Below are 22,647 nucleotides of genomic sequence, written 5' to 3' on the forward strand. Positions count from 1 at the left end.
GGGCGCCGCGGCAGCCGGACGGACGCCGACGTGCCGCTGCGCGTCGACCGCGCGCCGGACACGCTGCTGGAGGCGCGGTTGTCGGCGCGCGAACTCGTCTACGGCCAAGTCCACGCCGCCGATTTCGCCTTCGCCGGTGCGCTGACGCCGGGCCGGGCCGCCGTGGACGAGTTGTCGTTGACCTATCTCGGCGCGGGAATCCGGGCGTCGGGCGCGGTCGAGGACGATGGCGACGGCGGGCGCGTGTCGGTGGAGGCGGCCTTGTCGCGCGCCGACATCCAGCGGCTGCGGCGCGAGTTGGGGTTTGGGCCGATCCCGCTCCAAGGCCGGTTGGACGCGAGGGTCGCGGCGTCGGGGAGCGGGGCGACGCTGAACGAGGCCGCGCGCGGCGCCCGCGTTTCGGCCGTGGCGACGATGGCGGGCGGCGGACGGGACGATCACCGGCCACGCCTGGTTCGACCTGAACCGGCGCCGCTTCGACCTCACGATCGGCAGCCAACGGGACACCACGAGCTTTTTCGCGCTGGACGTCCCGGTGCGCGTCAGCGGCTCGTTCGCCGATCCGCGCGTGCGACCGGCGCGGTGGTCTTCGTCCGGGCGGGCCATGCTCGCCGCCGGGGAGGACGTGGGCCGGCTGCCGCCCGAGCTGCGGGATTTCGCGCGCCGGAGCCGGTGCCTCGTCCGGCGGTGACGGCGGGGGTCAGCCCAGCGGCGCCCCCGGCCGCAACAAGCCCCTCAGCACCAGGTCGACGTGCGCCTCGCGCATGGCCGCGAGGTCCGGCGCGCGCCCTTCGCCCAGCATCATCTGCCAGATCGAGGCCATGGTCGCCGGTGCCATCAGCACCGGCGCGAGGCCGGCGCCGTCCCCCACCTCCGGCCGGAACTCGCCGGCCTCGACGCCCGCGCGCAGCACGCCGCGCACCAGGGGCAAGGCGCGGGACAGCACCTCGGCGTCGTAGAACGCGGCCAGCTCGGGGAAGCGGTCGGCTTCGGCGATGATCAGCTTGAACAAGACCCGTTCGCGCCGCTCCGCGGCGACGCGAGCGTAGGCGAACTCGATCAGACCGCGCAGCAGTTCTGCCTTCGGCCCCTCGAACACGGCGATGAAGCGCTCCGCTTCGCTGAACACCGGTTGGACGCAGGAGCGGACGACCGCTTTGAACAGGTCGGCCTTGCCGGGGAAGTAGTGGTAGATCAAGCCTTTGGTCACGCCGGCCCGGGCGGCGACGGCCGCCATGCTGGCGCCGGCGTAGCCGCGCTCGGCGAACTCTTCCAACGCCGCCGCCAGGATTTGCGGCGTGCGCTCGGCGGGGGCGAGCCGGCGCCGCGTCGGCCCGGCGCCGGCCGCCTCCGCGCTTCCTACAGAGTCCCGCGTCGTTTCCACCTGCGCGTTCCTCATGGCCTCGGCGTTTCCTATTGACCGAGAGGTCAATAGGCCCAGATGATGCTCGCTATCGACCGTCCGGTCCATGAGCGAGACCGGGGGTTTCGGAGGTCCAATGCCGGACCATAACTTGCCTTCCCGCAACCCAGCGCCGGAAACCGCCTCCCCACCGTCGGCTGCCCGGCCGCGGCGGCGCGGTCGCCGGGGGCTGCTGCTGGCCGCCCTCGCGGCGGGCGCGCTCGGGCTGGGTGGCGCGGCGTTGTGGTCCATGCGCGGTCCCGCGGTTTCCGGACGGGCGCCGTCGCTTCCCGCCGCAGAGCCGCCGCCGGCGCTGACCGTGGCCGTCGCCCCCGCCGTGGCGCGGCCGATGGCGCGCGCGGTGGTGGGCGATGGCTCTGTCGTGGCCTGGCAGGAGCTGGTGGTCGGCGCCGAAGCGGGCGGCCTGCGCGTGGTCGAGGTGGCCGTGGAGGCAGGCGACCGGGTGCGGCAAGGCCAGCTCCTCGCCCGGTTGGAGGACTCGGTCCTCGCGGCCCAGCGCGACGCGGCCGAGGCCGGCGTCCGGGAGGCCGAGGCGGCGCTGCGCGTCGCGCAGCAGGATCTCGTGCGGTCCGTGGAGCTGTCCCGCGGCCAGATCGCGGCGCGCCAGACCCTGGAGCAGCGCGAGGCCGCCGAGCGGCAAGCGGTGGCGCGCTTGGCCGCGTCCCGCGCGCGGCGCGACGAGGCCGTGGCGCGCCTGGCGCAGACGCGCATCGTCGCGCCGACGGACGGCACCGTCTCCCGCCGCACCGCCCTGCTCGGGACCGTCGTGCCGATGGGCCAGGAGATGGCGCGCCTGATCCGCGACGACCGGCTGGAACTCGACGCCCGCGTGCCCGAACTCGACCTCGCCGCCGTGGAGCCGGGGCAGCGGGTGCGCGTGGTCCACGGCGAGCGGGAGGTCGAAGCGCGGGTGCGCGCCGTGGCGCCCACCGTGGCGCCGGAGACGCGCCTCGGCACGGTCCACGTGGCGCTGCCGCCCGACTCCGGGCTCCGCCCAGGCATGTTCGCCCGCGCCGAGATCCAGACAGAGGCGGCCACCACGTTGACCGTGCCGCAGGAGGCGTTGGTGTTCCGCGACGGCCGGCCGGCGGTGTTCGTGCTGACCGGCGAGGACCGCGTGGCGCTGCGCCCGCTCGCCGCCGGCCGCCGGCGCGAGGGCGTGGTCGAGGTGCTGGGCGGGCTGGCGCCGGGCGAGCGGGTGGTGGTGGCCGGCGCGGGCTTCCTCAGCGACGGCGACCGGGTGCGCTTGGCCAGCGCCGCCCCGGGCGGCGTCGCGGCGGCGCGGTGAGCGGGGGCGCGCGATGAAGACGCTCGCGTCCCAGGACCGCCGCAACATCTCGGCCTGGGCCATCCGCAACCCGGTGGCCACGGCGGTCCTGTTCCTTTTGCTGACCGCGGCGGGGCTGTTCGCCTTCCCCGGCCTGCGCATCAACAACACGCCCGACATCGACCTGCCGGCGGTGGTCGTCACCGTGGCCCAGCCCGGAGCGGCGCCGACCGAGCTGGAAACGCAGGTGACGCGCCGTGTCGAGGACGCGGTGGCCGGGCTCGGCGAGGTGAAGCACATCACCTCCACGGTGGTGGACGGCGCGTCCACCACGGCGATCGAATTCGTGCTGGGCAAGGATATCGACCGCGCCACCAACGACGTGCGCAACAAGGTGGCGCAGATCCGCTCCGACCTGCCGGCCGGCATCCGCGAGCCCGTCGTCACCCGCGTCGAGGTCACGGGCGGCGCCATCGCCACCTACACCGTTTCCGCCCCGGGCCTTTCCGACGAGAAGCTGTCCTGGTTCGTGGAGGACACCATCGCCAAGGCGCTGCTGTCCGTCCCCGGCGTGGGGCAGGTGAACCGGGTGGGCGGCGTGGACCGCGAGATCCGGGTGGCGCTGCGGCCGGACCGGCTGCTGGCGCTCGGCATCACCGCGAACCAAGTGAACGAGCAGCTACGCGCGGTGAACGTGAACCTGCCGGGCGGGCGCGGCACGCTCGGCACGGGCGAGCAGGCCATCCGGACGCTCGGCTCCGCCCTTTCGGTGCAGGAGCTGCGCGAGCGGCCCATCGTGCTGCCCGGCGGGCGCACGGCCCGCTTGCGCGAGATCGCCGAGGTGGAGGACGCGACCGCCGAGGTGCGCACCGCCGCGCGGCTGGACGGCCGGCCGGTCGTGGGCTTCGAGGTGCTGCGAACGCGGGAGTCCTCGGAAGTGCGCGTGGCCGCGGGCGTGGCCGCCCGCGTCAAGGCGCTGGAGGCGGAGCACCCGGGCGTGGAGATCCGCCGCGTCACCACGACGGTGGACTTCGTGCTGGCCGGCTACCGCGGCGCGATCGAGGCGCTGGCGATCGGCGCCGGGCTTGCTGTTCTGGTGGTGTGGATGTTCCTGCGCGACTGGCGGGCGACGGCCATCGCCTCGCTCGCCATGCCGCTGTCGCTCATCCCGACCTTCTTCGTGATGCGGTGGCTCGGCTTCTCGCTGAACAACGTCACCCTGCTCGGGCTGACGCTGGTGGTGGGCGTGCTGGTGGACGACGCCATCGTCGAGATCGAGAACATCGTCCGCCACCTGCGGGCGCGGGCGGACGGCAACGCGTTCGAGGCGGCGCTCGACGCCTCGGCCGAGATCGGGCTGGCGGTGGTGGCGACAACGGCGACCATCCTCGCGGTGTTCGTCCCGGTCGCCTTCATGCCGGGCATCTCGGGCCAATTCTTCCGCCAGTTCGGCCTCACCGTCGCCGCCGCCGTGTTCTTCTCGCTGGTGGTGGCGCGGCTGCTGACGCCGCTGCTCGGCGCCTACTTCCTGAAGCCGAATCCGCGCCGAAGCGCTTCGGCCGAGGAGGTGGGCGACGGCCCGGTCGGGCGGCGCTACCTCGGCCTGCTCGGCTGGTGCCTGCGGCACCGTTGGGTGACGCTCGGCGGCGCCCTCGCCTTCTTCGCCCTTTCCGTCGCGCTGGTGCCCCTGATCCCGCGGGACTTCGTGCCGGCCGCCGACCGCGGGCGGTCGGCGCTCGCCATCGAGCTGGCGCCCGGCGCGACCCTGCCGGAGACGGAGGCGGTGGCGCAGGAGGCGACGCGCATCCTCAAGGCGCGGCCGGAGGTCGTCTCCGTCTTCGCCTCGCTCGGCACCCGCAGCACCGGCGGCACGGGCGGGCCGGCGCTCGGCAACACCACCAAGGAGGGCGAGCCGCGCACGGCCAACCTGACCGCGACCCTGGTGCCGCGCCGGGACCGGGGGCTGAGCCAGCAGGCCTTCGAGGCCGAGGTGCGGCCGGAGCTGGAGCGGCGCCTGCCGGGCGCGCGGGTGCGCTTCGGAGCGGACGGGCAGAGCGGCGCCAAGCTCGCCATCACGCTGGTCGGCGAGGACGCGGCTGTCCTGGCCGGGGCGGCGCGGGAGCTGGAACGGCAGATGCGCACCGTCCCGCAGCTCGCGGGGGCGCGCTCGACCGCTTCCCTCGCCCGGCCCGAGTTGCAGATCGTGCCGCGGGACGCGCGGGCGGCGGAATTGGGTGTGTCGCCACTGGCGATCGCGACCACCGCGCGCATCGCAACCGTGGGCGACATCGAGCAGAACTTGGCGCGTTTCAACCTGCCCGACCGGCAGATCCCGATCCGCGTCATGTTGGAGGAGTCGGCGCGCGACGACCTGGACCGGTTGCGGACGCTGCGCGTGGAGGGGCGGGCCGGCCTGGCGGTGCCGCTCGACGCGGTGGCGGAGGTGCGGCACGGCGCCGGGCCGGCGCAGATCGACCGCCTCGACCGGGTGCGCAAAGCGACGGTGGAAGCGGAGCTGAACGGGCTGCCGCTCGGCGAGGCGACGCGGCTGGCGGCGGAACTGCCGGTCATGCGGAACCTGCCGGCCGGGGTGCGTGAGCGGTCCACCGGCGACAAGGAGGTGATGGCGGAGCTGTTCGGCGGCTTCGCGGTCGCGCTCGCCACCGGCGTCGGGCTGGTCTACCTCGTGCTGGTCCTTCTGTTCGGCGGCTTCGGCCAGCCGCTGACCATCATGTCGGCGCTGCCGCTCTCGCTCGGCGGGGCGTTGATGGCGCTGCTGCTGGCGCAGAAGGCGCTCGGCGTCTCGGCGGTGATCGGCGTGCTGATGCTGATGGGCATCGTGGCCAAGAACTCCATCCTGCTGGTGGAGTACGCGATCGAGGCGCGGCGGGCCGGGCTCGGGCGCGGCGCGGCCTTGATGGAGGCGGCGCGGAAGCGGGCGCGGCCGATCGTGATGACCACCATCGCCATGACCGCCGGCATGGCGCACATCGCGGCCGGCGTGGGCACGGACTCCGAGTTCCGCGCGCCGATGGCGCTGGTCGTGATCGGCGGCCTGGTCACGTCCACCCTGTTGAGCCTGGTGGTTGTGCCGGTGGTTTACGCGCTGGTGGACGACGCCTGGGAGTGGATCGCCCGGCGCTTCCTGGGCCGGCGGCGCGCGGAGCCGGCGCGCGTGGCGGAGTCCGCGCGGGCCTGACGCGCGCCGCCGCCTCCGGCTCCATGGCGCTTGCGCCGCGGCGGCCGCGAAGCGCACCCTGGGCGCAACGAAGAACGTCCAGGGAGGAGGAACCCCCATGCTCACCCGCCGCCGTTTGGGCGCCGGCGCGGCCGGCGCCGCGATCGCCGCCCCTGCCCTCCTGCGCGCGCAGGCCCCCTGGCCGGGCGACCGGCCGGTGGAGGTCATCGTCCCCTTCCCGCCCGGCGGCGGCGTGGACATCATGACGCGCCTAGTCATGCCGCTGGTTGCGGCGCAGATCCCAGGGATGCGGCACGTCGTGTCCAACCGCGCCGGCGCCGCCGGGCAGATCGGGCTGGAGGCGACCTTCAACGCCGTGCCGGACGGCTACACGCTCGGCGCGACCACCATCCCCGCGCACAACGCCATCCCGCTGGAACGGGCGGCGCGCTACCGGGCGATGGATTTCGCCTTCCTCGCCAACATCGTCGAGGACGCGAACTGGCTCTACGTGAGGGCCGACAGCCCGATCCGCACCGTGCAGGACCTCGTGGAACGGGCCAGGGCGCGGCCGGGCGGCCTTTCTTACGGCACCACGGGCGTCGGCAGCGACGACCACATCTTCATGCTGACCTTCGAGGCGTTGGCCGGCGTGCCGCCCCTGGTCCACATCCCCTTCGCCGGGGCGGCGCCGCTGATCCCGCAACTCGCGGGCGGGCACATGGACCTGGCGGCCATCAACGTGAACGACGCCATCGGCATGGCGCGGGAGGGCAAGCTGCGCATCCTCGCCCAGGCCGCGGCCGAGCGGCAGCGCGAGGCGCCCGACGTGCCGACCTTCCGCGAACTCGGCCTCGACATCGTCCACGGCGCGTCCCGCGGCATCGTCGGCCCGCCCGGATTGCCGGCGGAGATCTCCGGGCGGCTGGAGCGCGCCTTCGCGGTCGCCCTGGCCGACGGCGGCTTCCAACGCGACGCGGAACGCAACGCCATGCCGCTGCGACCGCTGGTCGGGGCGGCGTACCGGGAGATGGCGGCCGGGGTGGACGCCAAGCTCAAGGAGCTTTGGCAGCAGCGGCCCTGGCGGGGGTAGGCGGGCGGCCATCCGGGGGTTACGGTTGCGGAGGGCGGGCGCGCCCTCCACCCGCACGTTCCGGAACCAAGCCGCGCGGCGTGCGTAACATTGTCCGGCATGGCCCGCGCTCGGCGGGCGTAGGAGGGACATCACATGCGCCAATGCTTCCTGGTGGTCATCAGTGCGCTGTCGTTGGCGGGCTGCATCAGCCTCAGCAGCAGCGATCCCAGCCCGCCGCCCCCGACCTACGTCGTCCCGGCCAGGTGAGACAGGGTTGGGCGAGGACGAGCGGCGCGGCCCGCCTCGCTTCCTTGCCGCCTTTCCGTTTACCCGCGCGTGTCGGCTTGCCGGACGAACGGCGCGGTTCTGGCTGCGGCGGGCGGATCATGGCACCGCCCGATGCGCCGGTGCGAGCGGCGTCCGCGCCAGCGCGGGCTGACGGCCGGCCGCGTCGGCAGCGGCCCTCGCGCGGCGCATGAGTTGGCCCGCGAAGAGGATCCCCGCGGGGGCGACGCCGGTTCCCGCCACGTGCAAGGCGTCCGCGACCCAGGTGTTGCAGGTGTAGGCGGCGCTGTAGCGGCGGGAGGTCGCGTAGAAGCGGCTGCCCGGGTACGGGCCGTCCGCCATGCGGCGGAACTCGCCGTCCTCCCGCAACTCGGCCTTGAGGAAGGCGCCCAGGCGGTCCAAACCCTCCTCCGCCACCGGCAGGACCACCACGTCCTTGGGAGGGAAGGCGGCCGGTGGCGGCGCGCGCAGCGCCGTCACCAGGATCACGCCCGGGCCGGGGATGAGGGCGGCGAGGGCGTCCGTGCTGCTCGGCTCCGGCTTGGTCCAATAGGCGCGCTCGCCGAACCCGAACAGGAAGTGCGTCGCGCCCGGGAAGTCTTGCGCCAGCGGGAGCAGGGCCGGCGGCAGGCGATCGGCGGGCAGGTCCACGTCGGTGTGCCAAGCGCGCGCGACGAGGTGGACCGCGCGCGTGCGCGCCCCGCCGGCGTCCGACCGCGGCAGCGATCCCGTGGCGCTGCACGATGCGGCGGCGACCCCCGCGGCCGCGCAGCCCGCCAGCACCGACCGGCGACGGACGGGCGCGGCCCTCCCAGCCCGCCCTGCCCCGCGCGGCGGCGCGGCGGCGCTTCCCGGTGGAACCTTCATTGCGAGTCCGGATGGCGTGGATCTTCCGATCACGCAAGGGTCGGCCGGGTTCCGCGTCCAAACTTTCTCCGTCGGCGGCGATCCGGCGGCGCTTCCCGGGCGTTGCTCGCCTGGACGCATAGAAGGGGACGGCTGTGGCCGAAGGCACGACCGAAGGATTGAAGAACTGGCTGGGCGGCGAGAAGACCGCGCGGCCTGCGAATGTAGGCCCGCACGAACGCGGGCAGGACCAGCACGACCCGAACGCCCCCGGGATCGATCCGCACCAGTACGAGCCGAAGCCGGGCGACAACAACAACCGCACGGATGCGGCGGCGCCGAAGGGGCCGGTGAACATCGGGGTCAAGGGCGCTTCCCCGGACGACGTGGCGGGGCCGGACGCTGCCAAGGACGAGGTTCCGCAGGCGACCGGGCGCGGCGCCCGCGACTCGTCAAGCTTGCCGCAGGATTAATTCTCGAACCAGGACGCGGGTTCTAGGGGGCGCTCCCCCAACCAATCGTTGCGGCGCGGCGGCGTTGTGCTTTACGACGCCCCGATGTTGAAGGGCATCCTCACGGTCGGCGGCTGGACCATGGCCAGCCGCGTGCTGGGCTTCGTGCGCGACATCCTGATCGCGGCCCGGCTCGGCGCCGGGCCGGTTGCCGACGCCTTCTTCGTGGCGCTGCAACTGCCCAACCTGTTCCGGCGCCTGTTTGGCGAAGGCGCCTTCAACGCCGCCTTCATCCCGGCCTTCTCAGGCACCCTCGCCACTCAGGGCCCGCAGGCGGCGCGCGACCTGGCGGAGCGGATGCTGGCGCTGATGGCGGTGTGGCTGTCCTCGCTGGTGGTGCTCGGCATACTGCTGATGCCGCAGATCATGGCCTTGATGGCGCCGGGCTTCGCGGCGCTGCCGGACAAGCTCGCGCTCGCGGTCGAGCTGACTCGGATAACCTTCCCGTACCTGCTGTTCATCTGCCTGACAGCGCTCGTGTCCGGGGTGCTCAATGGGCTGGACCGCTTCGCCGCCGCCGCGGCGGCGCCGATCTTCTTCAACCTGATCTCCATGGCGGCCCTGCTCGGGTTGACGCCTTACGTGGCGACGCCGGCGCACGCGCTGGCCTGGGGCGTGACGGCGTCCGGCGTGGTGCAGCTCGGGCTGGTGCTCTGGGCGGCGGCGCGGGCGGGCATGGCGTTGCGCATCCTGCGCCTGCCCACCCTGACCCCGGAGGTGCGGGCGGTGCTGCGCCGCATGGGGCCGGGCGTGCTCGGGGCGGGCGTCACCCAGCTCAACGTTGTGGTCGGCTTGATGATCGCCTCCATCCTGCCGGCGGGTGCGGTGTCCTACCTCTATTACGCGGACCGGATCGCGCAATTGCCGCTCGGCGTGATCGGCGCGGCGGTCGGCACGGCGCTGCTGCCGCTGCTGTCGCGCCAGCTCCGGGCGGGAGAGCGGCTTTCGGCCCACCGCAGCATGAACCGAGCGGTGGAATTCGCGCTGGTGCTCTGCCTGCCGGCGGCGGTGGGGCAGGCGGCGGCCGCGCTGCCGCTGGTGGAGACGCTGTTCCAGCGGGGCGCCTTCGGCCCGTCGGAAACGGTCGGGACGGCGGCGGCGCTGAGCGCCTACGCGCTGGGCCTGCCGGCCTTCGTGCTGGTGAAGGTCTTCGCGCCCGGCTTCTTCGCCCGAGGCGACACCGCGACGCCGGTGCGGATCGGGGTGGCGACGGTGGCGGTGAACGTCGCCCTCAACCTGCTGCTGTCGAGCTGGTACGGCCATGTCGGGGTGGCGCTGGCGACCACGCTGTCCGCTTGGTTCAACGCGGTGATGCTCGGCGGGACCCTGGTGAAGCGGGGGCAGCTCCTACCCGACCGGCGGCTGCGGCGGCGGACGCCGCGGCTCCTCTTGGCGGCGCTGCTGATGGGGGGGGCGCTGTGGGCCGGGGAACGCCTGCTGTTCCCGGTGGCCTCGGGGCCACTGCGGTTGGCGGCGCTGGCCCTGTTGGTGGGTGGCGGCGCGGCGGTCTACTTCGGCGCCGCGCACCTGTTCCGGGGCTTCGACCTGCGCGAGTTCGGCGCCATCCTGCGGCGGCGGCGCCCGCCGGGCGCGGCGCCGGCGGCGGCTTGACCGGGCGGGCGCAGCGGGGGATTTCGGCGGCCATGAAGCAGCGCGTTTTCTCGGGCATCCAGCCCTCCGGCGTGCCGACCCTCGGCAACTACCTCGGCGCCATCCGCAACTGGGTGCCGTTGCAGGACACGCACGACGCCATCTACTGCGTGGTGGACCTGCACGCGATCACCCAGCCGTTCGACCCGAAGCAGCTCGCGGCGCAGACGCGGGAGATGGCGGCGGCGCTGATCGCCTGCGGCCTGGACCCGGAACGCTGCGTCCTGTTCGTGCAGAGCCACGTCCACGCGCACGCGCGCTTGGCCTGGATCTTCAACTGCGTGGCCCGGCTCGGCTGGCTGAACCGCATGACGCAGTTCAAGGACAAGGCGGGCAAGGACCGCGAGGCGGCGTCCTCGGGCCTCTACGTCTACCCGAACCTGATGGCGGCCGACATCCTGGCCTACCACGCGACCCTTGTGCCGGTGGGCGACGACCAGAAGCAGCACCTGGAGCTGGCCAACGACATCGCCCAGAAGTTCAACCACGACTTCGGCGCGGAGTTCTTCCCGGCCATCGAGCCGCTGATCCAGGGCGTGGCGGCGCGGGTGATGTCCTTGCGCGACGGCACCAAGAAGATGTCGAAGTCCGACGCTTCCGACCAGTCGCGCATCAACCTGACGGACGACGCCGACGCGGTGGCGCTGAAGATCCGGCGCGCGCGCACCGACCCGGAGCCGCTGCCGGAATCCGCGGCGGGGCTGGAGGGCCGGGCGGAAGCGCGCAACCTCGTCGGCATCCTCGCGGCCGTGGCCGGCGCGACGCCGGAGGCTGTGCTGCGCGACCACGGCGGCAAGGGCTTTTCCGAGTTCAAGGAGGTGTTGGCCGAGGCGCTGGTGGCGCACCTCACGCCCATCCAGGCGGAGATGAAGCGGCTGTTGGGCGACCCGGGCGCCGTGGACGCGGCGTTGCGCTTGGGCGCGGAGCGCGCGCGGGCAGTGGCGGATCCGATCATGACGGAGGCCGAACGCTTGGTCGGCTTCCTGCCGCGCTGACCGCGGAGCGGGGGCGATGACCGCGGCGGCGGTGCTGCCGGAGGTGCCGGAGGCGGAGGCGCCGCCGGAAACCGCGGCGATCTACGCCGGGCTGCGCGAGGCGGTCGGCGTGCCCATCGTCAACCTCATCTGGCGCCACTTCGCCACGCTGCCGGGCGTCCTGCCCTGGGCTTGGGAGGCGACGCGCGGCATCATCGGCTCCGACTCCGTGGCGGAGGGCGCCGAACGGATGGCGGCGCTGGTGCGCGCGGCGCCCGACCTGGGTCTTTCGGCGATCGGGCCCGCGCTGCGGGCGCTGCCGGCGGAGGAGCAGGCGCGGGTGGCCGGGGTCGTGCGGGTCTACAACCGCGGCAACCGGGTGAACCTGCAGGTTTTGTCCGCCGTCCGTCGCCTCATCGCCTCGGGGCCGCCGGCCGGGGGAGCGCGACCGGCGCGACCGGGGGGCGAGGCCGCCGCGCCGCCAGTGGCCGCCGCCTCCGTGCCGCCTTTGCCGCGCATGGACGGCCTGCCGGACGCGGCGCGGGCCGAGGTGTCGGCGCTCGCGGCGCTGCACGACCCGTCGGACCCGGTGGTGCCGAGCTTGTACCGCCACCTGGCGCTCTGGCCCGAACTCCTGCCGCCGCTGCGCGAGGCGCTCGCCCCGCGCTTCGCCGAGGGGCGGATCGCGGCGTTGCGCGACTCGCTGCTCGGCGTGGCGGAGGGGAGCGCGGCGGCGCTGCTCCCGCGCCTCGCGCCCCCGGGCCCGTTCCCGGCGGAGCACCGCGACGCCGTCCTGCGGGTGCTCGCGGTGTTTCCGGGCAAGCTGATCGCCGAGATGGCGGCCGTGGGCTTGGCCCTCGACGCCGAGCTGTCCGGCGCCGGCCGTTCCTAGGCGCGTCCCGCGTCCAGCGGCGCGAGCAGGAGGTGATCGAGGAACAGGGCGGGGTTCTCGGCGAAGGGAAAGTGCCCGATGCCGGCCATCCGCCCGAAGCGGGCGCCCGGGATGCGGGCGGCGGTTTCGGCGGAGTGCTCGGCGGTGCAGGAGAAGTCGTACTCGCCCGTGAGCATCCAGAGCGGGCAGCGCGAGGTGTCTATGCGGTGGACGCGGTCGCGCGCGTCCCAGCCGCCGGAGTAGAACACGATGTCGCCGGGGAAGGTGCCGGCGCCGCCTTGGCTGTAGTGCCACCAGACTTCCGCGGCGCATTCGGCCGGGGAGTGCGGCGCCATGAGGCCTTCCACCCATTCCGGCGTGAACACCGCGGCGTTGACGCGCGGGTGGTGGGCGAAGGGCGTGCGGCGGCCGGCTATGTGGTCCGCGGCCTCGCAGGCGACGATGGCGGCGAAGCGCTCCGGGGCGCGAAAGGCGATCTCCAACGCGATCTCGCCCGACATGGAGGCGCCGAGGAGAACCGGCTTCTCCGCGAAGCTCCAGGCGTCGCGGAAGCCTAGAACCAGTTCGGCGTAGAGGTCGGTGGTGAGCGCCCAGGCGCCGGGCTCGGCGATCGGGGGCGAGCGGCCGTGGCCGGGCATGTCGAAGGTCGTGACGCTCCAACCAGCCGCCGCGAGGCGGGGTTCGGACATCAGGCGGTGGAACTGGCGGCCGTCCGAGCCGGCGGTGTGGAGGCCGAGGATCGGGCTGCGGCCGTTGGCGGACGACTCGCCGTAGAGCACCACGTCGCGGCCCCCGGCGCGCACGGTGACGTAGCGGCCGCACGCGGGCGGGCACGGCGGTGCGGGCGTGCCGAGGCTCGGCCGCAAGGAGGCAGGTGCGGGACCGCTTTCGCCACGCAGGATCCAGCGGCCGAGGTCGAGGGCGCGGCGGAGCAGGTGGCAGTGCTGCGCCCAGGCCAATTCGTCGCCCGTAGCGCCGAACTCCGGCACACGCATCCGCATGGCGAAAAGGTTGTGGTGGTGGCGCGGCGGCACGGGTTCGAGGAACCTGGCCCAGGTGGCGGCGGGCGCGGCGAAAGCGGTGCCGGCTTCGCCGCCCTCCTCGACCGTTGCGCGTCCCTCCGCGAAGCGGAGCACGAGGCGCAGCCCTTCCTGCTCGATGGCGAAGCGCCCCTCGGCGCCGGGAAGGTGGCGGGCGAGCGCGGCGTCCGCCTCGCACAAGGCACGCCAGCGCGCCAAGGCGCCTTCTCGACGCATCCCCGCCCAACCGGCAGTCGCCATCGCCCTCGCCTCCCCGGCCGTTCCGGCGAGCTTCCGCCCGCCGCCGGTGCGTGACAAGCTTCCGGCGCCGAATCCCGGCCGGTCTTCGCAGGAGTCCGCCGCATGTCCGAGACGCTGCCGAACGCCACGTTGGACGCTGCCCTCGCCGAGGCGCGCGAGGCCTACGTCGCGCGCAACCCGGCCAGCCTCGCCGCGCACGTGGAGGCGGCGGCGAGCCTGCCCGGCGGCAACACGCGCACGGTGCTGTTCCACGGCCCCTTCCCGCTCCTGATGGCGCGCGGCAAGGGATGCCGCTTGTGGGACGCGGACGGGCACGGGTACGTGGACCTGCTCGGCGAGTACACGGCGGGACTGTACGGCCATTCGCATCCGGTGATCCGCGCGGCGCTGGACCGGGCGCTCGACCGCGGCTGGAACATGGGCGGGCACGGCGCGATGGAGGCCAGGCTCGCGCGCTTGGTTTGCGCGCGCTTCCCGTCCGTCGAGCTGGTGCGCTTCACCAACTCGGGCACGGAAGCGAACCTGATGGCCATCGCCACCGCCGTCGCCGCCACCGGACGGCGGAAGGTGATGGTGTTCGACGGCGCCTACCACGGCGGCGTGCTGTACTTCGGCGGCGGCGGCAGCACGGTGAACGTGCCGCACGACTGGGTGGTGGCGCCCTACAACGACGCGGCGGGCGCGGCCGCGCTCATCGAGGAGCACGCGGAGGACCTCGCCTGCGTTCTGGTGGAGCCGATGCTGGGTTCCGGCGGCTGCATCCCGGCCGAGCCCACTTTCCTGCAGGCGCTCCGCGACGCCGCGGACCGCGCGGGCGCCGTCCTCGTCTTCGACGAGGTGATGACCAGCCGCATGTCGGCGGGTGGGCAGCAGGCGCGGCTCGGGATCGCGCCGGACATGACGACGCTCGGCAAGTACATCGGCGGCGGGATGAGCTTCGGCGCCTTCGGCGGGAAGCGCGCGTTGATGGAGCTGTACGATCCGCGCCGCCCGGACGCCCTGCCGCACGCCGGGACGTTCAACAACAACGTGCTGACCATGCACGCCGGCGTCGCCGGGCTAGAGGAGGTGTTCACCGCCGAGGCGGCGGACCGGCTGTTCAATCGGGGAGAGGCGTTGCGCGCCCGGCTGGACGCCGCCGCCGCGGAGCGCGGCGCCCCGGTGCGGTGGACCGGCCTCGGCAGCCTGATGGCGCCGCACTTCGTCCGCGGCCCGGTGCGCCGCCCGGCGGACGTCGCGGACGACGACCCGCGCCTGCGCGAATTGCTGTTCCTCGACATGCTGGGGCGCGGCTTCTATCTCGCCAAGCGCGGCATGGTGGCGCTCAGCCTGGAGGTCGGCGCCGCCGAGCGCGATGGCTTCGCCGCCGCGTTCGCCGACTGGCTCGACGCGCGCGGCCGCTTGCTGGCTGGGAAGAGCTGAGCCTCAGCCGGGCGCGGCCGCCGCCGCCAAGCCTTCGAGGAAGCGCTTGGCCAGGGCGACGTCGCGCGTGTCGAGGCCGTGGCCGGCCGGGATCGTCTCGTGCGTGACCGCGGCGCCCGCGGCCTTGAGCGTCGCGGCTAGCCGGGCGGCTTCGGGCGCGGGCACCACCGGGTCGGTAACGCCCGACGCGAGCAGCACCGGGAGCCCGAGCAGGTCGAGCCCGGCCGCGGCGTCCAGCGTGTGTTGCGCGCGCAGCAGGATCGCCGCGTCCACGGCGCCTCCGTGCCCCGCCAGCAGCATGGCGGCTGCGATGTTGGCCCCGTTGGAGTAGCCGATCGCCACCAGCGGCCGGCCGGCCAGCGCGTCGCGGTGCTCCTGGCGCGCCGCCGCGATCCAGGCCGAGAGGTCGGCGGCGCGGCGGCGAAGGTCGTCCAGGTCGAAGACGCCTTCCGCGAAGCGGCGGAACCAGCGGTTCGCCGCGCCCTCGCGCACCGCCCCGCGCGGCGAGAGCACCGGCGTGCCCGGCGCCACGGCGGAGGCCAGCGGCAGCATGTCCAGCTCGTCGCCGCCGGTGCCGTGCAGGGCGAGCAGCGCCGGCGCGCGGGGCGCGGTCCCGGGGCGGAAGACGTACGCCAGCGTTTCGGTGCCCGCCGCCATCACCGGCGGCCCGATGGCGGGTGCAGTTCCGGCAGGCGCCGCTCGATCGTCTCGCGCCGGCCTTCCAACCACGCGGGGAGCTTCAGGGCTTCGCCGAGCCGCTCCGGCGGCTCGTCCACCATGAAGCCGGGCGGGTCGGTGGCGATCTCGAACAACACGCCGCCCGGCTCGCGGAAATAGACGCTGCGGAAGTATTGGCGGTCGAGCACGGGCGTCACGTCCAGCCCCGCTTCGCGCCCCAGCACGCCGCGGGCCGCCTCTTCCGCGGCGGGGTCGGGCACACGGAAGGCGACGTGGTGGACCGTGCCGGCGCCGGCGGCGCCGGGCCAGAAGCCGGGGGCGCAGCGCAGTTCCACCTCCGCCCCGCCCGCGCCGGCGTAGCGGTGGCGCTCGCCCTCCTGCGCCGAGGCGCGGAATCCCATCGGGCCGGTGAGCAGCGCGGCCGAGCGCTCGTAGGCTTCGAGCCAGAGCGAGACGCCGAGGACGCGGCGGATGGCGTGCTCGGCCGGCACCGGCGCGGCGTCCCAGCCGGCGGCGTCGCCCGGTTCGTCCAAGCCGACGAGTTCCAGCATCAGCCCGTCCGGGTCGCGGAAGGAGAGCACGGGCGCGCCGTCGCCGAAGCGCGGCGCCGGGCCATCGGCCGTGATGTGGTGGCGCATCAACCGCTCCACCCAATGGCCGATGCTCGCCTTGGGCACGGCGAATCGCGTCTCGGCCGCTTGGCCGACCCCGTGGCGGCCTCGGCGCGCGCCGACATGGGGGAAGAAGGTGAGGATGGAGCCGGGCGTGCCCGCGCCGTCGCCGTAGTAGAGGTGGTAGGTGCCGGGATCGTCGAAGTTGACGGTGCGCTTCACCAGCCGGAGGCCCAGCGCGCCGGCGTAGAAGTCGAGGTTGCGTTGCGGGTCGGCGGCGATGGCCGTGACGTGGTGGATGCCGCCGATCGCAATGGTGCCGCCGTCGCCCATGCCACCCCTCCTCGCGTCCCGTCGCCGCGCGGCGAGCGCTGCCGCGCGGCGCACGCATTTCGAACAGTTCGCCTGCCGGCCCGCAAGCGCGGGACGCCACCGACCAGGACTTCACCTATCGGTTGATGGCGCACATCCCCGTCCCTCCCGAGGCGCGCGCGTCGATCCTTCCTTGGGCGGAAGGGATGCCGGCGTTGCTTTTCGGCATCGCCGCGCCGGGACGATCCGGTCCCGCTTGATAAGGCGCGCCGGCGGGCGTGGCCGGCGCCGAGGCCCGGGATTTCGCCCCTTCGCCATCCCCTGTATGGTGACCGCTCGCCCAGGGGGACCCGGATGGGAGAGGCAGATGACCTCGCGCGGAAGTCGTTCGAGGAGGCTTTGCAGGAACTCGAAGAGATCGTGAAGTCGCTCGAAGGCGGGAAAGGCACCTTGGCGCAGGCCATCGCCGATTACGAACGGGGCGCCGCGCTCCGCCGCCACTGCGAAGCGAAGCTCGCGGAGGCCGAGGCCAAGGTCCAGGCGATCATGGAAGGGCCGGCCGGCCCCATCCTGCGCGACGTCGAGTGAGGCACCCCCACGCATGAGCCCGATCGTGGAGGCGGCGGCCCTCTCCCTGCCGCGCGCCATGGCCGCCGCCGCGGCCGAGATGGACGAGGCTTTGGACGCTCTGTTGCCGGCCGTTGAAGGGCCCGAAGGGCGCTTGTACGAGGCTATGCGCTACGCCACGATCGGCGGCGGGAAGCGGTTGCGCGGCTTCCTGGCCCTGGAAGGGGCGCGGCAGTTCGGCGTGTCCCGCAACGCCGCGTTGCGCGTGGCGGCGGCGATCGAGATGGTCCACGCTTACAGCCTCGTCCACGACGACCTGCCGGCGATGGACGACGACGACCTCCGCCGCGGCAAGCCGACCGTCCACCGCGCCTTCGACGAGGCGACGGCGATCCTGGCCGGCGATGCGCTGCAATGCCACGCCTTCACGGTGCTGGCCGAGGAGGACACGCACCGCGACCCGGCGGTGCGCGCGGAGTTGGTGCGCGGGCTGTCGCGCGCCGCCGGGCCGCGCGGCATGTGCGGCGGGCAGATGCTGGACATGCTGGCGGAATACGCGGACGAGCCGTTGAGCGAGTCGCAGGTCGGCCGCTTGCAGACGCTCAAGACCGGCAAGCTGATCGAGTTCGCCGCCGAGTCGGGCGCCATCCTCGGCAAGGCGCCGCCCCAGCTCCGGCACGCGCTCTGCCTGTACGGCCGCGAATTGGGCGCGGCCTTCCAGATCGCCGACGACCTGCTGGACGCGACGGCCAGCGCCGACGAGGCCGGCAAGCGCACGGGCAAGGACGCCGCGGCCGGGAAGGCCACGCTGGTCGGCCTGCTCGGGCCGGAGCGCGCCCGGCTTCAGGCGGAGCGGTTGGTGGCCCAGGCCAAGGCGCATCTTGACGGTTTCACAGAACGGGTTGACCACTTGCGGATGCTCGCCGATTTCACGATCCAGCGGAGAAGCTGACGATGCCGCCGCCGCCCTCCGCGACCAAGTCCGCCACGCCGCTGCTCGACCGCGTGCGCGTGCCCTCCGATATGCGCAACCTCTCGGCCGAGCAGCTCAAGCAGCTCGCCGACGAGCTGCGCGCCGAAACCATCCAGGCGGTGAGCGTCACGGGCGGGCACCTCGGCGCCTCGCTCGGCGTCGTCGAGCTGACGGTCGCGGTCCACGCGGTGTTCGAGACCCCGCACGACCGGTTGATCTGGGACGTCGGCCACCAGGCCTACCCGCACAAGATCCTCACCGGCCGGCGCGACCGCATCCGCACGCTCCGCCAGGGCGGCGGCCTGTCCGGCTTCACCCGGCGCAGCGAAAGCGAGTACGACCCGTTCGGCGCGGCGCACTCCTCCACCTCCATCTCCGCCGGGCTCGGCATGGCGGTGGCGCGCGACCTCAAAGGCGGGGCGGACCCGCACCCCGACCGGCAGGTGATCGCGGTGATCGGCGACGGCGCCATGAGCGCCGGCATGGCCTACGAGGCGATGAACAACGCCGGCGCCGCCGACGCGAACCTCATCGTCATCCTCAACGACAACGACATGTCCATCGCGCCGCCGGTCGGCGCGATGAGCGCCTACCTGTCGCGGACCATCTCCTCGCGGCCGTTCATGAACCTGCGGGATCTGATGGGGCGGCTGGCCAAGCGCTTCCCGGCGCCGCTGGAGCGCGCGGCGAAGCGGGCGGACGAGTACGCGCGCGGGCTGCTCACCGGCGGGACGCTGTTCGAGGAGTTGGGCTTCTATTACGTCGGGCCTATCGACGGGCACGACCTCGACCACCTGCTGCCCATTCTGCGCAACCTGCGCGACAACGATCACAAGGGGCCGGTGCTGCTCCACGTGGTGACCAAGAAGGGCAAGGGCTACCCGCCGGCCGAGGCGAGCGCGGACAAGTACCACGGCGTGGTCAAGTTCAACGTCGTCACCGGCGAGCAGGTGAAGGCGCCGCCCGGGCCGCCCTCCTACACCAAGGTCTTCGCCAATGCGCTGGTGGCCGAGGCGGAGGCGGACGAGCGGATCGTCGCCATCAACGCCGCCATGCCGTCGGGCACGGGGCTGGACGCCTTCGCCAAGAGGTTCCCGAAGCGCAGCTTCGACGTCGGAATCGCCGAGCAGCACGCCGTCACCTTCGCCGCCGGGATGGCGACGGAGGGGATGAAGCCGTTCTGCGCCATCTACTCCACTTTCTTGCAGCGCGCCTACGACCAAGTGGTCCACGACGTGGCGCTGCAGCACCTGCCGGTGCGCTTCGCCATGGACCGCGCCGGGCTGGTCGGCGCGGACGGCGCGACGCACGCCGGCTCCTTCGACATCGCGTACCTCGGCTGCCTGCCGGGCGTAGTGCTGATGGCGGCCAGCGACGAGGTGGAGCTGATGCACATGGTCGCCACGGCGGCGGCCATCGACGACCGGCCGAGCGCCTTCCGCTACCCGCGCGGCGAGGGCTACGGGCTGGAGCTGCCGAAGCGCGGCACGCCGCTGGAAATCGGCCGCGGGCGCGTGCTGAAGGAGGGCTCGACCGTCGCCATCCTGTCCTACGGCACCCGGCTGCGCGAGGCGCTGCGGGCTGCCGAGGAGCTGGGCGCGCGGGGCCTGTCCACCACCGTCGCGGACGCGCGTTTCGCGAAGCCGCTGGACACGGCGCTGGTGGAGCGGCTGGCGCGGGAGCACGCCGTGCTCGTCACCGTCGAAGAGGGCTCGGTCGGCGGCTTCGGGTCGCAGGTGATGCAGCACCTCGCTTGGCGCGGGCTGCTCGACCAGGGATTGAAGGTGCGGCCGATGTGCCTGCCGGACCGCTTCATCGACCACGACGCGCCGAAGAAGCAGTACGACGAGGCGGGGCTGAACGCCGCGCACATCGTAGCCGCCGCGGTCTCCGCGCTCGGCGCCGACGCGAAGGCCCTGCCGGCGCGGGCTTGATGGCCGGGCGCGCGCCGCCGAAGCAGCGCGCCGACCAGCTCCTGGTGGACCGCGGGCTCGTGGAGAGCCGCGCCCGCGCGCAGGCGCTGATTCTCGCCGGCAAGGTGTTCTCCGGCGAGGCGCGGATCGAGAAGCCGGGGCAGTCGCTCGCCGCCGACCGGCCGCTCTCCTTGCGCGGGCAGGACCACCCCTGGGTTTCGCGCGGCGGGGTGAAGCTGGCGCACGGGCTGGCGCATTTCGGACTCTCGCCCGCGGGGCGCGTCTGCCTCGACGTGGGCGCTTCCACCGGCGGCTTCACCCACGTCCTGCTGCACCACGGGGCCGCGCGCGTCTACGCCGTGGACGTGGGCCACGGCCAGCTCGACTGGTCGCTCCGCAACGACCCGCGCGTCGTGGTGCGGGAACGGACGAACGCGCGCCATCTCGCGGCGGAGGACGTGCCGGAGCCCGTCGGCGCGCTGGTGTGCGACGCCAGCTTCATCGGCCTCTCCACCCTGCTGCCGGCGCCGCTCGCGCTTTGCGCCCCCGGCGCTTGGGCCGTGGCGCTGATCAAGCCGCAATTCGAGGTCGGGCCGGCGGTGGCCAAGGGCGGCGTGGTGCGAGACCCCGCCGCGCACCGGGCGGTGTGCGAACGCGTTTCGGCGTGGTGGGCCGGCCTGCACGGCTGGAGCGTGCTCGGCGTCGAGCCCAGCCCCCTGCTCGGCCCCGAAGGCAACCGCGAATTCCTGCTCGCCGCGGTGCGCGACGCCGGCGGCTGACTGGGCCGCGACGCCTCCTCCCGCTATAGGCTGCTGCGCCGCAGCACGGGACCTCTCGATGCCTCCTGATGACGCCACAACGACCGACTTGGCCGCCGCCGGCTGGAAGCCCATGCCCGCCAGCGACTACCCGGCGCTGGTCGGCCCCTTCCTGGCGCGGCGCGACGGCGACGGCTGGCGGTACGGCTTCGTGGCCGAGCAGCGGCACCTGAACCTGGGCGGCGTGGTCCACGGCGGGATGCTGATGAGCTTCGCCGACGACGCGCTGGGCGCCACGGTGTGGCAGTCGGTCGGCCGCAAGCCCTGCACCACCGTGCAGCTCAGCACGCAGTTCGTTTCGCCCGTTCGCCTCGGCGAACTGGTCGAGGTGCGCGCGGAGATTCTGCGTGCCACCCGGACCGTGGTGTTCGTGCGCGGCGTGCTGGAGGTGGGCGGGCGCCCGGTGGTCCACGCGGACGGGGTCTGGAAGATCCTGGGCGCCTGACGCTTCCCGCCGCCGCCGATCCGGCCCATACCGCGCGGACCGCCGCCTGTGGGCGGCCAACGAGCGGAGGAAAGCCATGCGCTCAGCCGTCATCGTCTCGACCGCGCGCACGCCGATCGGCCGCGCCTACCGCGGCGCCTTCAACGACACACAGGCCCAGGCTTTGGGCGGGCACGCCATCGCCCAGGCGGTGAGCCGCGCAGGGCTCGAACCGGGGCAGGTCGAGGACGTCGTCATGGGCGCGGCGCTTCAGCAGGGCAGCCAGGGCTCCAACACGGCCCGGCAGTGCGCTCTGCGGGCCGGATTGCCGGACACCGTGCCGGGCATGAGCATCGACCGTCAGTGCTCCTCCGGGCTGATGGCCCTCGCCACGGCCGCCAAGCAGGTGATGCACGACGGCATGCAGGTCGCGGTCGGCGGCGGGTTGGAGTCCATCTCGCTGGTGCAGAACGACAAGATGAACCGCCACCGCACGCGCGACCCTTGGCTGGAGGAGCGCGTGCCGCAGCTCTACATGGCGATGCTGGAAACGGCCGAGATCGTGGCCGACCGCTACGGCGTTTCGCGCGAGCAGCAGGACGAGTACGCGCTGCGCTCCCAGCAGCGCACCGCGGCGGCGCAGCGGGCCGGGCGCTTCGACGCCGAGATCGCGCCCATGCCCTCCCGCATGGCGGTGCAGGACAAGGGCACCGGCGAGATCTCCCGCAAGGACGTGACGCTCACCAAGGACGAAGGCAACCGGCCGGACACGACGCCGGAGGGGCTGGCCGCGCTCAAGCCGGTGCTGGCGGAGGGGCAGCGGGTCAAGCAGGGGCGGTTCATCACCGCCGGCAACGCCTCGCAGCTTTCCGACGGCGCTTCGGCCTGCGTGGTGATGGAGGAGGGCGAGGCGTCGCGGCGCGGCCTGCATCCGCTGGGCGTTTACCGCGGCATGGCGGTGTCGGGCTGCGACCCGTCGGAGATGGGCATCGGCCCGGTCTTCGCCGTGCCCAAGCTGCTGGCGCAGCACGGGCTCAAGGTGGACGACATCGACCTGTGGGAGCTGAATGAGGCATTCGCCTGCCAAGTGCTTTACTGCCGCGACAAGCTCGGCATCCCGGACGAGCGCCTGAACGTGAGCGGCGGCGCCATCTCCATCGGCCACCCTTACGGCATGAGCGGCGCGCGGATGACCGGCCACGCCCTGCTGGAAGCGAAGCGCCGCGGCGGGCGCTTCGTGGTGGTCACGATGTGCGTGGGCGGCGGCCAGGGGGCCGCGGGGTTGTTCGAGGTCGCTTGAGGGGTCGGCGCCGGTCGCCCTCAGGCCCCCACCGGCACCTGCACCTGGGCGGCGACGTCCTTGCCGCTGATCTCGGCGAGGATGGTCCAGACCCGGTCGGGGTCCATGCGGACTTCAGGGTCGTTCAGCAGGCGATCGAGCTCGGCGAGCTTGGCCTCGAAGTCGTCGGGCTCGGTCATGCGGTCCTCTCGCTGGGCCGTCGCGCCCAGGGAAGGGCCACGGTTACGATGCGCCAGGGAACGCGGCG

The 22,647-nt window shown here is 73.7% G+C and carries 20 protein-coding genes; 14 read left to right on the top strand and 6 right to left on the bottom strand.

Annotation, left to right across the window (positions count from 1 at the left end; translation table 11 throughout):
• Nucleotides 1–700: 700 nt before the first annotated feature.
• On the bottom strand, nucleotides 701–1,399 hold the full coding sequence (locus tag ABD067_RS03055) for a TetR/AcrR family transcriptional regulator (RefSeq protein WP_343893684.1): 699 nt from the start codon (nucleotides 1,397–1,399) through the stop codon (nucleotides 701–703).
• Nucleotides 1,400–1,721: 322 nt separating this feature from the next.
• Here ABD067_RS03055 and ABD067_RS03060 point away from each other — a divergent pair, with 322 nt between their 5' ends.
• The 3 genes from ABD067_RS03060 (at nucleotide 1,722) to ABD067_RS03070 (ending at nucleotide 6,961) form a co-directional block, all read left to right on the top strand.
• Nucleotides 1,722–2,711, top strand: a complete 990-nt coding sequence (locus ABD067_RS03060; RefSeq protein ID WP_343893685.1) for an efflux RND transporter periplasmic adaptor subunit — start codon at nucleotides 1,722–1,724, stop codon at nucleotides 2,709–2,711.
• Nucleotides 2,712–2,724: 13 nt separating this feature from the next.
• Nucleotides 2,725–5,889, top strand: a complete 3,165-nt coding sequence (locus tag ABD067_RS03065; protein ID WP_343893686.1) for an efflux RND transporter permease subunit — start codon at nucleotides 2,725–2,727, stop codon at nucleotides 5,887–5,889.
• Between the two features lie 97 nt (nucleotides 5,890–5,986).
• The gene (locus ABD067_RS03070; RefSeq protein WP_343893687.1) at nucleotides 5,987–6,961 is read left to right on the top strand and encodes a tripartite tricarboxylate transporter substrate binding protein; all 975 of its coding nucleotides are present in this window, start codon (nucleotides 5,987–5,989) and stop codon (nucleotides 6,959–6,961) included.
• A gap of 366 nt (nucleotides 6,962–7,327) precedes the next feature.
• On the opposite strand, the gene ABD067_RS03075 is transcribed toward ABD067_RS03070, so the two are convergent.
• On the bottom strand, nucleotides 7,328–8,215 hold the full coding sequence (locus ABD067_RS03075) for a DUF2459 domain-containing protein (protein ID WP_343893688.1): 888 nt from the start codon (nucleotides 8,213–8,215) through the stop codon (nucleotides 7,328–7,330).
• Between the two features lie 14 nt (nucleotides 8,216–8,229).
• On the opposite strand from ABD067_RS03075, the gene ABD067_RS03080 reads away from it, so the two are divergent.
• The 4 genes from ABD067_RS03080 to ABD067_RS03095 all read left to right on the top strand — a co-directional run bounded on the left by ABD067_RS03080 (nucleotide 8,230) and on the right by ABD067_RS03095 (nucleotide 12,102).
• Nucleotides 8,230–8,547 carry a hypothetical protein gene (locus ABD067_RS03080; RefSeq protein WP_343893689.1) on the top strand — a complete coding sequence of 106 codons (318 nt, stop codon included), beginning with the start codon at nucleotides 8,230–8,232 and terminating at the stop codon, nucleotides 8,545–8,547.
• 84 nt (nucleotides 8,548–8,631) lie between these two features.
• A complete protein-coding gene (gene murJ / locus ABD067_RS03085) occupies nucleotides 8,632–10,197 on the top strand; it encodes a murein biosynthesis integral membrane protein MurJ (RefSeq protein WP_343893690.1) in 1,566 nt (521 codons plus the stop codon).
• 32 nt (nucleotides 10,198–10,229) lie between these two features.
• Complete coding sequence (gene trpS / locus ABD067_RS03090) at nucleotides 10,230–11,231, top strand: tryptophan--tRNA ligase (protein WP_343893691.1); 1,002 nt, start codon at nucleotides 10,230–10,232, stop codon at nucleotides 11,229–11,231.
• A gap of 16 nt (nucleotides 11,232–11,247) precedes the next feature.
• Nucleotides 11,248–12,102 (top strand): hypothetical protein, encoded by an 855-nt coding sequence (locus ABD067_RS03095; protein ID WP_343893692.1) that lies wholly within the window; start codon nucleotides 11,248–11,250, stop codon nucleotides 12,100–12,102.
• Here ABD067_RS03095 and ABD067_RS03100 read toward each other — a convergent pair.
• Nucleotides 12,099–13,382: an alpha/beta fold hydrolase gene (locus ABD067_RS03100; protein ID WP_343893693.1), complete on the bottom strand. Its 1,284-nt coding sequence runs from the start codon at nucleotides 13,380–13,382 to the stop codon at nucleotides 12,099–12,101. The genes ABD067_RS03095 and ABD067_RS03100 overlap by 4 nt on opposite strands.
• Before the next feature lie 102 nt (nucleotides 13,383–13,484).
• Between ABD067_RS03100 and ABD067_RS03105 the strand changes: the two genes are divergently transcribed.
• Nucleotides 13,485–14,804 carry an aspartate aminotransferase family protein gene (locus tag ABD067_RS03105; RefSeq protein WP_343893694.1) on the top strand — a complete coding sequence of 440 codons (1,320 nt, stop codon included), beginning with the start codon at nucleotides 13,485–13,487 and terminating at the stop codon, nucleotides 14,802–14,804.
• A 3-nt stretch (nucleotides 14,805–14,807) separates the two neighbouring features.
• On the opposite strand, the gene ABD067_RS03110 is transcribed toward ABD067_RS03105, so the two are convergent.
• Both ABD067_RS03110 and ABD067_RS03115 read right to left on the bottom strand, forming a co-directional pair.
• On the bottom strand, nucleotides 14,808–15,461 hold the full coding sequence (locus ABD067_RS03110) for an alpha/beta hydrolase (protein ID WP_343893695.1): 654 nt from the start codon (nucleotides 15,459–15,461) through the stop codon (nucleotides 14,808–14,810).
• Entirely contained in the window at nucleotides 15,461–16,426 is a 966-nt protein-coding gene (locus ABD067_RS03115; protein ID WP_343893696.1) for a ring-cleaving dioxygenase, read from the bottom strand. The genes ABD067_RS03110 and ABD067_RS03115 overlap by 1 nt, the downstream gene beginning before the upstream one ends.
• A 333-nt stretch (nucleotides 16,427–16,759) precedes the next feature.
• On the opposite strand from ABD067_RS03115, the gene xseB reads away from it, so the two are divergent.
• The 6 genes from xseB to ABD067_RS03145 all read left to right on the top strand — a co-directional run bounded on the left by xseB (nucleotide 16,760) and on the right by ABD067_RS03145 (nucleotide 22,400).
• Nucleotides 16,760–16,993: an exodeoxyribonuclease VII small subunit gene (xseB, locus tag ABD067_RS03120; RefSeq protein WP_343893697.1), complete on the top strand. Its 234-nt coding sequence runs from the start codon at nucleotides 16,760–16,762 to the stop codon at nucleotides 16,991–16,993.
• Between the two features lie 13 nt (nucleotides 16,994–17,006).
• On the top strand, nucleotides 17,007–17,924 hold the full coding sequence (locus tag ABD067_RS03125; protein ID WP_343893698.1) for a polyprenyl synthetase family protein: 918 nt from the start codon (nucleotides 17,007–17,009) through the stop codon (nucleotides 17,922–17,924).
• 2 nt (nucleotides 17,925–17,926) lie between these two features.
• Entirely contained in the window at nucleotides 17,927–19,879 is a 1,953-nt protein-coding gene (gene dxs, locus ABD067_RS03130; RefSeq protein WP_343893699.1) for a 1-deoxy-D-xylulose-5-phosphate synthase, read from the top strand.
• Nucleotides 19,879–20,637, top strand: coding sequence for a TlyA family RNA methyltransferase (locus ABD067_RS03135; protein WP_343893700.1), 759 nt, complete (start codon nucleotides 19,879–19,881; stop codon nucleotides 20,635–20,637). The genes dxs and ABD067_RS03135 overlap by 1 nt, the downstream gene beginning before the upstream one ends.
• A gap of 58 nt (nucleotides 20,638–20,695) precedes the next feature.
• Nucleotides 20,696–21,121, top strand: coding sequence for a PaaI family thioesterase (locus tag ABD067_RS03140; RefSeq protein WP_343893701.1), 426 nt, complete (start codon nucleotides 20,696–20,698; stop codon nucleotides 21,119–21,121).
• A gap of 76 nt (nucleotides 21,122–21,197) precedes the next feature.
• Nucleotides 21,198–22,400: an acetyl-CoA C-acyltransferase gene (locus ABD067_RS03145; RefSeq protein ID WP_343893702.1), complete on the top strand. Its 1,203-nt coding sequence runs from the start codon at nucleotides 21,198–21,200 to the stop codon at nucleotides 22,398–22,400.
• Nucleotides 22,401–22,420: 20 nt separating this feature from the next.
• Here ABD067_RS03145 and ABD067_RS03150 read toward each other — a convergent pair whose 3' ends face one another.
• The gene (locus ABD067_RS03150; RefSeq protein WP_343893703.1) at nucleotides 22,421–22,579 is read right to left on the bottom strand and encodes a peptide chain release factor 1; all 159 of its coding nucleotides are present in this window, start codon (nucleotides 22,577–22,579) and stop codon (nucleotides 22,421–22,423) included.
• Nucleotides 22,580–22,647: the final 68 nt, after the last annotated feature.

Source organism: Craurococcus roseus (assembly GCF_039523795.1).
GTDB lineage: Bacteria > Pseudomonadota > Alphaproteobacteria > Acetobacterales > Acetobacteraceae > Craurococcus > Craurococcus roseus.